The following is a 10557-nucleotide window of genomic DNA, read 5'->3' as shown; positions in this document are numbered from 1 at the left end:
GGTCGGCGTGCTGCTGCTGGCCGCGATCGTGGCCGGGGTGGCCGGGGCGCTGGCGCTGCTGCGGGCCGCCCACGGACCGCCGTCGGTGACACCGGTCGCCGAGTTGCTCCCGGCGCCACTCGGCGAGCACCGTGAGGCCCTGGCCGCGGCCCGGGCGCTGCGCCTCGGGGTGCTGCTGGTGCTGCTCTGCACGGCCCTGCTGATCGCCGCCGTGGGAGTCACCTGGTACGCGCCCGGCCAGCCCTGACCGGACCAGGTCCGGAGCCCGGCCCGGGCCGGGTTCGCTGTGCGGTCATCCGCGGGCGGCGACGCACCCGGTCAGGGACCGACATGGACGTAGCCGGCCCAGAGCTCCGGCAGGTCCGGCAGGTCCGCACGCACCTGCCGGACGGCGTGGTGCAGGGCCGACGCGGCCCGCTCCGGGTCGAGGCCGCCGGGCACCGCCAGCGCCGCGTACAGGTCCTCGCACAGCTGCACGGTAAGCGTGTCGGAGATGGCCCAGAGCGCGCCGATGACGTGCCGGAAGCCCGCCAACTGGAACGCGGTGCCCAGGGTCAGCGCCTCGTCCGGCAGGGCGGCGCCGCCGCGTACCGTGTCGCAGGCGGACAGCACCGCGAGCGCGGCGGTGGTGTTCACCGGCCGCCACAGATCCCGTACGTGCAGCGGGCCGCCGGCCAGCGCGAGCCGTCCCCGGGCGGGTGCGGCCAGATCCTGGGTGCCGTGACAGGTCAGGTGGATCACGGACGTTCCCGGCAGCGCGCCGAGCACCGCCGAGGGGGTGGCCGCCGCCCCGGTCAACGTCGTCACGTCGGTCACGTACCGGCGTACCACGGCCTCCTCCCCCGCCGCGCCGGGCAGGTCCGCCAGCCCCGACGTCCGCGGCATCCCGACCACCAGGGCCGAGGTGACCGGCGCGGACCTGCTCGCCGGCTCCCGCCGGGCCCGGACGAGCGCCCGCAACGAGGCCGTGTACGAGGAGACGACCCGGTCGAGGACCCCGGTCCCCCCACCCAGTGGGGCGGCGGCGTGCAGCGGCAGCAGGGCGAGCACTCCGGTGGGACACCACCACAGGCGGGCCGGGGCGGCCCCGGCATCCGGTGGCGCGGCGGGCGGGTCCAGCGCGTCCAGCACCGGGGCGGCGACCACCCGCCACAACCAGTCGAGGGTTTCCGGGATCCGGCGTCGGAACGCGGCCCGGCGACGCTGTGCCTCCGCTCCCGGGTCGCCAGCGGGCGTGGTGACCTCGGCGAGCCCGGTCAGGAAGTACGTGGCCCGCAGGTGCAGTTCACCGAGGGTCAGCTCGGGCAGCGGTACCACCGCCACCCGTCCCTGGCTGAGCACCAGCGCGTCGCAGCGCCGGGCGGCGACGTTCACCAGCACCACCGGGCCGTCGTCGGCTGCTCGGGCCAACTCGGCGAAGGGTGGCGGGTGCAGGAAGCCGGCGAACCCGGGTCGCCGCCGGATCTCCGCCAACACCTCGCGGCGCTGGACGGCCAGCTCGTGCCGGCGCTCCGAGCCCGCACCCCCCTCACCACCGGCCGCCGACACGGAGCGGGCCGGGGCCGCCAGCCCGGTGACCGGCGTGGGTCCGGCCAGGTCGAGGCGCGGGTCGAGGCGGTCGAGGGCGGTCTGGACGGCGGCCAGTCGCTCGGCCAGCCGGGGTGCCTCCGCGCGCAGCGCCGCCAGGTCGGCGCCGGCGTCGTGGGCCCGGGCGAGCAGCACCCCACGCCCGTACTCCAGCAGCTCCACCGCACGTTGCGGCCGGCCGAGCGCGAGCGCCACCGCGGCGGCGTCGCCGGCCAGGCCCGGGAACTGCCCGAGCAGCCGGCTCTGGTCGTCGAGATCCATGCCGTGCCAGGCCACCAGGTCGAGCAGTTCGATCGCCGTGGTGTAGCCCGCCAGGGCAGCCGGCAGGTCGCCGGCCTCGGCGGCGAGAGCGGCGTACCGCCGCGCGGCGGTGGCCCGCAACAGCGACGGCGCCGCCTCGATCTCGGCGGCCTCGCGCAGCGCGGCGATCGCCTCGGCCAGCTCGACCGCCGGCAGGTCGCCGGAGACGGCCGAAGCGATGGCGGTCGAGTCCGCGCGGTGCCCCGTGGCGGCCGGACCGTCGGAGACCGGACCGTCGGAGACCGGACCGTCGGGAACCGGTTCCGGCGCGGCGTCGGCCGACGCGGTCGCGTCACCGGTGGGGTAGGCGATCTCCTCGACGGCGACGGCCAGGTTGCCCAGGCACATGGTCCGCTCCGGATGGTCCACGGGCAGGGTCGCCACCGCCGCCCGGTACGCCGTGAGCATCTCGTGGGCGTCGGGGGCGTTGCGCGTGCTCCGGAACCTGATCAGCAGCGCGTTGCCGAGGTTTGTCAGCAGCCGGTACCGGTCGCCGGTCGAGGCGGCCGCGTCGGCGAGCGCCCACAGCAGGGTGATCGCCTCGTCGAGCGCGGCGGGATCCTCGGTGAGCTGGTGCCGCAGCAGGTGGCTGAGGGCGAGCGTGCTGATGATCCGGACACGTTCCTCGGGCTCGGCTTCCCGTTTCGCCAGCTCCGCCGCCTCCCGTAGCAGCGTGACCGCCTGCTCGGCGTCGGTCAGCGCGGCCGCCCGGGCCTGCTCCGGCGTGGCGCCGTCGTCGGCCGGCAGCGCGGCATTGACGACCAGCTCGGTGCGCCGGTTCAGCGCCGATCCGAGGTTGAACAGGCCCCGCATCCGGTCCGGATTACCGGCCGGGGCAGCGGCCACCGCCCGCCGCAGCACCACCACCGACTCGGTGAGGATTGCCAGGTCCTGGGTCCGACCGAAGAGCTCCTGCAGCACCAGACCGAGATTCGACAGGTAGATCGGCAGTTTCTCGGGATGCGCCGGGTTCGCCGCCACCTCGCGCAGCCTCGCCACGGCGGGTTCCAGCAGCTCCGGCTCGCCCGCCTCGTCGGCCAGCTCACGCAGCGTCTCGCCCAGGTTGCCCAGCAGATGCGGCCGCGACGGATGGTCCGCCGGCAGCAGCCGCTCCGCCTCGGTCAGCATCTCGCGGGCCTGCCGGAGGGTCGCCAGCCCACTCAGGTCGGCGTGCCATCGGCCCAGCGTGTACCCGAGGTCGCCGAGGCGCCCCGCCCGCTGCACCGGGTCGGTCGTCTCGTCGGCCGCCGCCCGCAACAGCCGCTCCGCCTCGCGCAGATCGTCAGCCCGGCGGTGCAGCGCGTAGCGCGCCTCCAACAGCTTGCCCTCGGCCTGCCAAAGCCCGCCCGCGTCCTGCCCCTCCCACCGGGGTCCGGCCGCCGCCGCCCGGTACGCCTCGATCGCCGCGTCCAGGTCGGCCGGGGTCTTCCGCCGCTCGTGGCGCTCACCGACCAGCCCCGCCAGGGTGGCCCGGAGCAGGCCGCCCTGCTCCTCGCCGAGCCCCGCGGCCAGCGCGGCACGGCTGGCGTCGATCGCCGTGTCCAGGTCACGGTCGGTGCCGCTGGCCACGAACCGTCTACCGGCGAGCGTCGCGTACGTGAAGAGCACGAGCGGATCGGCCCGGACGGACACCGCCTGCGCCAGCGCGTCGACGGCCCGGTCGAGGTCGGCCGGCTCGCCCCGTCGCTGCCAGCGGTCACGCAGCCGCCCCCCGAGGTTGACGCGGGCCATCAGCCACGCCGGCGAGCCGGCGGGGGCGGCCCGGGCCGCGTCGCCGAGCAGTCGGATCGACTCGTCCAGTGCCGCGACGTCGTCCGTTTGCTCGTACCGGTCGCCGAGGACGTTGCCGAGGTCGAACAGCCGGGTCGGACGTTCCGGGTCGCCGGCCGAGGTCGACTCCAGGCTCTCCCGGTGCGCGTCGATCGCCGCCGGAAGCGACCGCTGCCGACCCAGCCGCAGGTACTGATCCCGGTGCACCCGTCCGAGCGCGGAGAGGTAGTGCAGACGTTCGGGTGCGCCGGACGGTGTCCCGGCCAGAGCCCGTTCCAGCAGTGCTTGCGCCTGGTCGGCCACCCGGTAGTCCCCGGACCGCTCGGCGGCGCCCATCAGCATGACCGCCTGGACGAACAGCGCGGCCGGCCCGTCGGTGCCGGGCGCGGGGCGGGCAGCCGGGACGCCGGCACCGGGCGGCACCGGTCCACCACGGGCGCCGTCACCGAAGGCCCCGGACGTCGTCGCGCTCGCGGCGTCGCCGCCCCACGCCCGGGTGCCGGCCCCGGCTTGGGTCGACGCACCGGCAGGCCGACCGGCTGCGGGTACGTGGGCGCGGAGCATCGCCAGCAGCGACGGCGGTACCCGCTCCGGCGCCAGGCTGAGCAGCAGTTCGGTCAGCCCGACCGCCTGGACGAGGTCCGGCCCGTCCGATCCCGCCGGCAGAACCTGGTACCGGTACCAGTGCAGACAGGCCAGAAGGAACAGCGCCTCGGCCTCGCGTTCCGACGCACCCCGGCGGCTCACGCCGTCGAGCAGGTCGTAGAGCGGCTTGGCCTCGCGCAGCGCCTCGTGGTCCAGCACCCACCGCGGCTCCATGGTGGTCCCGAAGCCGTCCAGCCGCTCCCGCAGCCGCCGCACCGGATCGGACCTGAACCGTCGCCACATGCCAGCCCTCCCGTCGCAGGCACCGTCCGGTCAGCAATAGCAGGCCCGGCGACCGGCCGCTGTCCCGAAGCCGACCGGGGGTAACTTGAGGCTCCGACAAGCAGCGAACCGAAGGGGTGGCCCCATGGCGCTCGACACCGGCACCCGACCGGCAAAGGAGTCCGGCACCTACCGTATCGGCGGCGATCTTCAGGTCGACCGGCTCGGTTACGGCGCGATGCAGATCACCGGACCCGGGGTCTGGGGTGACCCGAAGGACCCGGCCGAGGCGGTCCGGGTGCTGCGCCGCGCCTACGAGCTGGGCGTGACGTTCATCGACACCGCCGACTCGTACGGTCCGTTCGTCTCCGAGCTGCTGATCCGCGAGGCGCTGCACCCGTACGCCGATGACCTGCTCATCGCGACGAAGGCCGGGCTGACCCGCGGCGGCCCGGGTGACTGGCGGGCGGTGGGCCGGCCAGAATACCTGCGTCAGCAGTGCGAGCTGAGCCTGCGCCACCTCGGGCTGGAAACCATCGGGCTCTACCAGTTGCACCGCATCGATCCGGCCGTTCCGCTGGCCGACCAGCTGGGTGAGCTGGCGTTGCTGCGGGAAGAGGGCAAGATCCGGCACATCGGGCTCTCCGAGGTGACCGTCGACCAGATCGAGGCGGCCCGCCGGATCGTGCCGATCGTGTCCGTGCAGAACCTGTACAACCTGGCCAACCGCGACGCGGAGGACGTGCTCGACCACTGCGAACGGCACGACCTCGCGTTCATCCCGTGGTTCCCGATCGCGACCGGTGACCTGGCCCGGCCGGGCGGCCCGCTGGACGCCGTCGCCGCCGAACACGGCGCGACGCCCGCGCAACTGGCCCTCGCCTGGCTGTTGCGCCGGTCGCCGGTCATGCTGCCGATTCCCGGTACGTCGTCGGTGGCGCACCTGGAGGAGAACGTCGCCGCCGCCCAGCTGCAGCTGACCGACGCCGAGTACGAAAGGCTTTCCGCCGCCACCGCCTGACACCCGCGATACGTCACCCCGCCCACGCCCCGTCGCCCCCGCGCCATGCCGTGCGCCTCGCCCCCTGCCGTGCGCTGTGCTGTGCCGTGCCGTGCGCCTGCAACATCGGGGAAAGTGCTGCCTGCGCCCGCCCGGATCCGACAACTTCGGGGAAGGTGCTGCCTGCGCAGCCCGCCCGGAGCCGGGGCAGGGACGGCGGGGTTGGTGTCCGGTCGGGCTTCGTCGAGGGCGGGTGGTCTGTCGGGTGGCTGCCGGCCCGGCGCCTCCTGGCGTACCCCGGCCGGCAGGGTGGGTCACAGGGCCAGGCAGTTCGGGTTGATCGCGACGTCCCGCAGGGCCTGCCGGACGACGGTGTAGATGGTGCCGTCGAGCAGCAGGCCGAGGTGGCCGACCACGCGCAGCGGGCACCGGGACTGGATCAGCACGTTCGTGGCGCCGTCGGCCAGCACCGCGTTGTCCACCGGTCGGACCAGTTCGTCCTGCCAGCTGCGCACCGTGGTCCAGCCGCCCTCGGAGTGTGCGACCAGGTCGACCTTGGCACCTCCGGCGGCGGCGCGGACCTGCCCGACGTATCCGCGCAACCCGGCGGCGGACGCGGTGATGTCGCCGAGCCCGAGGTTGGGCAGCTGGTAGATCCAGACCCGGTAGCCGTCGGCGCGCAGCCGGGCGGCGAGCGGCTCGTAGACGGCGGCGATTCCGCTGATCCCACCTACCACGATGACCGGATTGGCGCCGGCCAGCGCCCGCAGGTCGGTGCCGGCGGCCGTGTCGGTCGGCGTGGTCCCGGCGGACCCGGTGACGCCGTTGGGCGCGCCGGCCGTGTCGGCTGCGCTGACAGCGGTTCCCGCGGTGGTGGTTCCAGCGGTGGTGGTGTCGTCGCCCGCACCACCAACGGTGGTGGTTCCAGGGCCGGCGGCGCCAACGGCTCCGGCGCTGGTGGCGACGCGGGTGGGCGCTGCGCTGTCGGGTGGCGCGGCGGTGGCGGCGGGAGCCGCGAGGACGGCGGCGAGCGTGAGAGTCAGGACGGGGACAGCCTTTCGGAGCAGCATCGCTGCACCTCCCAAGGGGATCCCGGGGGCTACCGGGTGGAGGCGGTGGGATGTCCGATCGACCGTGCACTGATGATGCGGGGCGCAATCAGGAGACGTCAATGGGAAGTTACGCACGAGTAGCGGGTTGTCCGTGCCGGGCGTCCGGGAGCCCGGCAGCAGCACCGTCCAGGTACGACGAACGCCGCACGCACCGGGTGGGTGCGTGCGGCGTTCGGTTCGGCGCGGGTCAGCTGGCGGGCGTCGTCTCCGGCTCCGGCTCGGTACGGGGCGAACCCTGCTTCACGTACGTCGGGTGCAAATGCACCGGCTGACTCTCCTGCTGGCGGCGCTGCCGCGCCCGAACCCGCAGGTTGAGGAACTCCACGAAGATCGAGAAGGCGATCGGGCCGTACACGTAGCCCTTCGGGATGTGCTGATCGAAGCTCTCCGCGATGAGGCTCGCCCCGATGAGCAGCAGGAACGACAGGGCCAGCATCTTGACCGTCGGGTGCTCGTTGACGAACCTGCTGACCGCACCGGCCGAGACCAGCATGATGATCATGGCGATGATCACGGCGGCGACCATGATGGCGAGTTCGTCGACCATGCCCACCGCGGTGATCACCGAGTCGAGCGAGAAGACCACGTCCAGCACCAGGATCTGCGCGATGACCGCGCCGAACGAGACCACCTTGCCGCCCTCGCGGCCGTGGTCGGAGCCTTCCAGATGCTCGTGGATCTCGTACGTCGCCTTGCCCACCAGGAATATCCCGCCGAGCAGCAGGATCAGGTCACGCCCGGATATCTCCTGCCCGAGCACGGTGAACAGCGGCGCGGTCAGACCGATGATCCAGGACAACGACGCCAGCAACAGCAGGCGGGTGATCAGGGCGAGCGAGATGCCGATCGTCCGGGCCCGGGCCTGCTGGTGCTCGGGCAACCGACCGGACAGGATCGAGATGAACACGACGTTGTCGATGCCCAGCACGATCTCCAGCAGGAGCAGGGTCGCGAACGCGATCCACAGCTCGGGACTGGTCAGGAACTCCATGCCATCCTCGACTCTCACGACCGGCCGCCGGGTCGGCACCCGGACCATCGGCTGATCTGCATCATGATGGCCTACCGGGCCGTCCCCCGCTCCGCACCCCGACGGCCCCCGGCGCCCCGGCCAGCGCGACTCGATCCACCACCCGCTGGAAATCCCTCCACCTCAGTTGGTGAGCTTGTCGCCGCACTACAGCGTTGATCTGGACGCCTCATCAACCGGTGTTTCCACAGACGTCAGCCTCTGTGATCCTTTGGCTTTGGTCCATGATGGAGCGCCTCACTCTTGCGGCGACGGCCTGATCCACCACATCGACAGGTGCTGTTAGCATCACCGGCGGACGCGTCCAGCACCCATGAGGATCCGGCGAATCGATGTCCCCGAACGAGCAGGATCCGTATGTGCTTCTCGGCGTCAGCCGGGATGCGTCACCGGCGCAGATTCGTGAGCGGTACCTGATCCTGGTACAGGTCTGGCACCCGGACAAGCATCAATCCAGTCCGGAGAACGTTCGCGAAGAAGCGACCCGGCAGATGCAGCAGATCAACAGGGCGTACAAACTGCTCACCGACGTTCGGGCACGCGAGACGCGCGAACGCCAGGCCCGCCAGGCCGAGACACAGGAACGCGCGAAGCGCCAAACCGACGAACGCGCGACGCACCCGCGGGCGGGCAGTGGGCAGCGGGCCAGCGACTGGGCAGCACAGCAACGCGAGGCGCGTGAACAGGAGGCGCGGGAGCGTGCGGCACACGAACGCCGCGCCCGCGAGCGCGCGGCGCGCGAGGCCCGGGAGCAGGAAGCCCGCGAACGCGAGGTACGCGAACGGGCGGAGGCCGAACGGCTGGCGCGGATACGCGAGCGGGAGGCGCGCGAGCATCAGCATCCCCGCGCCCGGTGGACGCATCCCCGGTACCAGCCGGCGCATCTACCGGAACCGCCGACCATCGAACCGATAACCATCTCGTTGTCGGATGGCGCCGAGGGTTACACGCTGTTGGCTCGATCCGAAGTCCTTGAGTCTGTGGTCTTCTTTCCCGGCGCCGACGGCGAGCTGCTCCTGTTCCGCGCCAAGGAGACGCTGCACCGGTACCTGACCGAGACCAGCTCCCACGACCTGGCCGCCCTTCCCGGCTGGGACGAGTTCATGAACTCGATCCTCAAGGCCGGAATCAGCGTCGACGACGATCGGTCGTACGACCTCGGGCTGATCCTCTACAGCATCAGGCGCCCGGTGACTGACTGGGTTCCCCGGCTCTTCATCACCAACCGTGATCTCCTGGTGGACATCGCGGAGGCGTTCGGGATCGCCGAAGCGTTGGAGCTGTTGCACGTCGGCGCGGCGATCGACACGCTCGACGATCTGATGCGGGTCGCCGACCGACCACTCGCCGGATGGGGCGCACGGCGTCGGCTCGACGCCATGAATTCGGGGCCGGCGACTATCGCGTGGCGCAGAGTGATCCGGACCGTCGAGCAACGCGTGCGGTGGCTGCGCTGAGCAGCCAGCCTCGTCACTCCCCCGCGTCGCTGTCACCGGTCTGAATGGACCGGGCGGTCGGCAGCAGCGCATCGCCGAACTCCGGGAGGGTCAGCACGTTGACCGCGACGCCGGGCTCGACGAGCCAGAACGCCTGGGTCCCGTCGTGCAGACCGACGCTGTCCCCGTGCGGGAACTCTTCCAGGTGCCACGCGGCGCGCTCGTGATACTCGCCGAGGAAGTCGCGTAGCGCGGTCAGGTCGACCAGGCGGTCCCCGCGCAGCACGTGGACCCGCAGATCCACGCGATGGCCGTCGGGCACCTGTCGCTCCCAGACCCGGCTGGCGAAGCGGACGTCGCCCCACTCGGTGGCGAAGTCCGACACCTCGTCACCGACACCGGCCGGCACCTGCCCGATGCGGAAGCCGTCGAGCACCCCGCCGTCCCGCGTCTCGTCGCTGCTCATCCCACCGCCTCCATCGGTTCCCGGTGCCCAGGGTCAGTTACCCAGCGCGCGTACCTTGGCGATCGTCTCCTGGACGTGCTGCCGCGCGGGCTCGTGCCCCTGGGCCGCCTGGGCGAGCGCCTGCCGGTACGAGTCGATCATGTTGATCAGCGGCCCGGCGGCAACGCCCTGCAAGGCGCCGGCGACGAGCTGCCGGGCCTCGGCCGCGTCCTGCGCCGCCGCCGCGGTCTTCGCCTTCGCCTCGTCAAGCTTCTGTGCCGCCGCCGCCAGCCTGGCGATCATTTCTGCTGCGCTCACACGCCCTCCCCACGATCGCACCACACCAGCCTCGCCGCGGTCGCACGAGCGGCGACCACACAGGAGCGTACGAGATCCACACACCCATCGCGACCGCCCGACCCGGACGACCGCTCAACCCATGGTTCGGAAGAGCAGCAGGTAGCCGCAGAAGGCGAAAGGGACGGCGAGGAAGCAGACCAGGAAGCCCAGGACCGGATGGCGGGGCGGGGTGGCGGCACCGACGGCGGGCCGCCCCCAGCGGCCGAGCGCCAGCCAGCCACCGATCAGCGCCATGGCGGGCAGCCCGGCGAGCATCCAGGCGAGCAGGGTGCCCAACCCGACCACGCCGATGCTCCAGCCGACCGTCAGGACCAGCAACAGCAGCACCGCGACGCCGGCGGCACCGGCGTAGACCGCGACCGCTCGGGCCCGCGACGACCAGGCCGGTAGCAGCGCGGGCTGTTGGGCCAGCAGTTCCGCCTGCTGCCCGTGCCGGTCGGCCTCGTCGGCCCAGCGCCGGGCCAGCTCCAGTTCCATCGCCGGGTCGACCTCACCGGCGCGCGGGGCCGGCACCCCCGCCGCCGTCGCGCCCACCGCCACCGGCAGCGCCGGGCCCGGCTGTCCCACACCCACCGGGGAGTACGCCCCGACATCCGGCCGCCCCGGAGCGGCGGCTGCGCCGCCGTCCGACCCCGTCCCCGGTCCCCACC

General features: G+C 73.0%; 9 protein-coding genes. 3 read left to right on the top strand and 6 right to left on the bottom strand.

Translation table 11 applies throughout. The features are described from left to right. The coding region (locus AC2CHE_RS25635; RefSeq protein ID WP_484507405.1) for a hypothetical protein at window positions 1-247 on the top strand (247 nt) is incomplete at its 5' end. A gap of 71 nt (window positions 248-318) precedes the next feature. On the opposite strand, the gene AC2CHE_RS25630 is transcribed toward AC2CHE_RS25635, so the two are convergent. Continuing rightward, window positions 319-4545, bottom strand: a complete 4227-nt coding sequence (locus tag AC2CHE_RS25630; RefSeq protein ID WP_484507404.1) for a CHAT domain-containing protein — start codon at window positions 4543-4545, stop codon at window positions 319-321. A gap of 124 nt (window positions 4546-4669) precedes the next feature. On the opposite strand from AC2CHE_RS25630, the gene AC2CHE_RS25625 reads away from it, so the two are divergent. Further along, the gene (locus AC2CHE_RS25625; RefSeq protein WP_484507403.1) at window positions 4670-5545 is read left to right on the top strand and encodes an aldo/keto reductase; all 876 of its coding nucleotides are present in this window, start codon (window positions 4670-4672) and stop codon (window positions 5543-5545) included. A gap of 293 nt (window positions 5546-5838) precedes the next feature. On the opposite strand, the gene AC2CHE_RS25620 is transcribed toward AC2CHE_RS25625, so the two are convergent. Beyond that, window positions 5839-6594 carry an esterase/lipase family protein gene (locus AC2CHE_RS25620; protein ID WP_484507402.1) on the bottom strand — a complete coding sequence of 252 codons (756 nt, stop codon included), beginning with the start codon at window positions 6592-6594 and terminating at the stop codon, window positions 5839-5841. A 229-nt stretch (window positions 6595-6823) separates the two neighbouring features. Continuing rightward, window positions 6824-7645 carry a TerC family protein gene (locus AC2CHE_RS25615; protein WP_484507401.1) on the bottom strand — a complete coding sequence of 274 codons (822 nt, stop codon included), beginning with the start codon at window positions 7643-7645 and terminating at the stop codon, window positions 6824-6826. 353 nt (window positions 7646-7998) lie between these two features. Between AC2CHE_RS25615 and AC2CHE_RS25610 the strand changes: the two genes are divergently transcribed. Further along, complete coding sequence (locus AC2CHE_RS25610; RefSeq protein WP_484507400.1) at window positions 7999-9123, top strand: J domain-containing protein; 1125 nt, start codon at window positions 7999-8001, stop codon at window positions 9121-9123. 13 nt (window positions 9124-9136) lie between these two features. On the opposite strand, the gene AC2CHE_RS25605 is transcribed toward AC2CHE_RS25610, so the two are convergent. From AC2CHE_RS25605 to AC2CHE_RS25595, 3 genes are all read right to left on the bottom strand, one after another. Beyond that, window positions 9137-9568 (bottom strand): hypothetical protein, encoded by a 432-nt coding sequence (locus tag AC2CHE_RS25605; RefSeq protein ID WP_484507399.1) that lies wholly within the window; start codon window positions 9566-9568, stop codon window positions 9137-9139. A 33-nt stretch (window positions 9569-9601) separates the two neighbouring features. Further along, window positions 9602-9865, bottom strand: a complete 264-nt coding sequence (locus AC2CHE_RS25600; protein WP_204014823.1) for a DUF6244 family protein — start codon at window positions 9863-9865, stop codon at window positions 9602-9604. A gap of 114 nt (window positions 9866-9979) precedes the next feature. Then, on the bottom strand, window positions 9980-10557 hold a 578-nt coding region (locus AC2CHE_RS25595; RefSeq protein ID WP_484507398.1), incomplete at its 5' end, for a hypothetical protein.

This window comes from Micromonospora sp. ATLC16, from assembly GCF_057196645.1.
The sequence above is the reverse complement of the archived record's forward strand: the minus strand, read 5'-3'. Positions and strand labels throughout refer to the sequence as shown.

Excerpts from the sequence above, each read along its gene's own strand:
- AC2CHE_RS25605 (WP_484507399.1), bottom strand. The coding sequence starts at position 9,568 with ATGAGCAGCGACGAGACGCGGGACGGCGGGGTGCTCGACGGCTTCCGC.
- AC2CHE_RS25630 (WP_484507404.1), bottom strand. The coding sequence starts at position 4,545 with ATGTGGCGACGGTTCAGGTCCGATCCGGTGCGGCGGCTGCGGGAGCGG.
- AC2CHE_RS25620 (WP_484507402.1), bottom strand. The coding sequence starts at position 6,594 with ATGCTGCTCCGAAAGGCTGTCCCCGTCCTGACTCTCACGCTCGCCGCC.
- AC2CHE_RS25625 (WP_484507403.1), top strand. The coding sequence starts at position 4,670 with ATGGCGCTCGACACCGGCACCCGACCGGCAAAGGAGTCCGGCACCTAC.
- AC2CHE_RS25610 (WP_484507400.1), top strand. The coding sequence starts at position 7,999 with ATGTCCCCGAACGAGCAGGATCCGTATGTGCTTCTCGGCGTCAGCCGG.